Origin of the sequence: Pseudomonas sp. BAY1663, from assembly GCF_000582595.1 — a bacterium.
GTDB classification, from domain to species: domain Bacteria; phylum Pseudomonadota; class Gammaproteobacteria; order Pseudomonadales; family Pseudomonadaceae; genus Stutzerimonas; species Stutzerimonas stutzeri_AF.
In genome coordinates, this window is the sequence record NZ_AZSV01000201.1 from 1 (window position 1) to 1,151 (window position 1,151).

1 protein-coding gene is annotated in these 1,151 nt (G+C 72.0%); it reads left to right on the forward strand.

Going from position 1 to position 1,151, the window contains the following annotated elements; genetic code table 11:
- A partial coding sequence (locus BAY1663_RS22770; protein ID WP_037045419.1) for a UvrD-helicase domain-containing protein occupies positions 1–1,151 on the forward strand: 1,151 nt, incomplete at both ends.

Sequence of the window (1,151 nt, forward strand, 5' to 3'; positions counted from 1 at the left end):
CGCCGGCCGATCTGTCCGGCGTCGAGGCGGCCTGGCAGCGCGCCGCGCAACTCTGGCAGCAGGCCGGCGGCGCCTGGGTCGAGGAACTGAACGCACACGGCGGACTCAGCCAGAGCACGCACAAGGCGGTGAAGTTCATGCTCTGGCACGGCGAACTGGAGGCCTACTTCGCCGATCCGGCGGCGATGTTCGACGCCCCGGAGGGCCTGCTCAAGCTCGGTGCGCGGGCCCTGGCCAAGGCCTGCAAGAAGGGCTTCGAAGCGCCGCTGTGCGAGCTGGCCGAGGCGCTGGATACGCTCGGCGACCAACTGGCCGAAGCCTTGCCGGCCGGCAAGCAGCGGCTGGTCGCGCTGCAGGTGGCGCTGCTCGAACGGCTCGACCGCGAGCTGCCCGCGCGCAAGGCGGCGCAACGGCTGCTGGCCTTCGACGACCTGCTCAACCGCCTCGACCAGGCGCTGCAGGGGCCCGCGGGCGAGGACCTGGCCGCCTCGCTGCGCGCCAGCTACCCGCTGGCGCTGATCGACGAATTCCAGGATACCGACCCGATCCAGTACGCCATCTTCGACCGCATCTACACCCGCGGCGGCGAGGCCTCGCTGTGCTTCGTCGGCGATCCCAAGCAGGCGATCTACGCCTTCCGCGGCGCCGACCTGGCGACTTATCTCACCGCGCGGCAGCAGGCCGACCGGCCCTACGACCTGCCGACCAACTACCGCTCGACGCCCGAGCTGATCGGGGCGCTGAACCGCCTGTTCGACCATCCGCAGCCCTTCGCCCAGGCCGATCTGCAGTACCCGCCGGTGGCGGCCGCCGAGAAGGCGCGCGCTCGGTTGCGTCTGGTGGAGGAAGAAGAGGCCGCGCCGCTGTCGCTGGTCTGGCTCGGCGACGAGCCGCTGGGCAAGGCCGAAGCCGCGCAACTGGCTGCCGCCGACACCGCCCGGCGCATCGCGCTGCAACTGACCGCGGCGGCGCAGGGGCGTGCCGGCTTCGAGATGAATGGGGAATTCACCGCGCTCAAGGGTGGTGACATCGCCGTGCTGGTGGCCAACCACCGCCAGGCCGCGCTGGTCGCCGAGGAACTGGCTGCGCGCGGCGTGCCCAGCGTGCGCCGCGGGCGCGACAGCGTCTGGCGCAGCGAGGAGGCCAGCGAG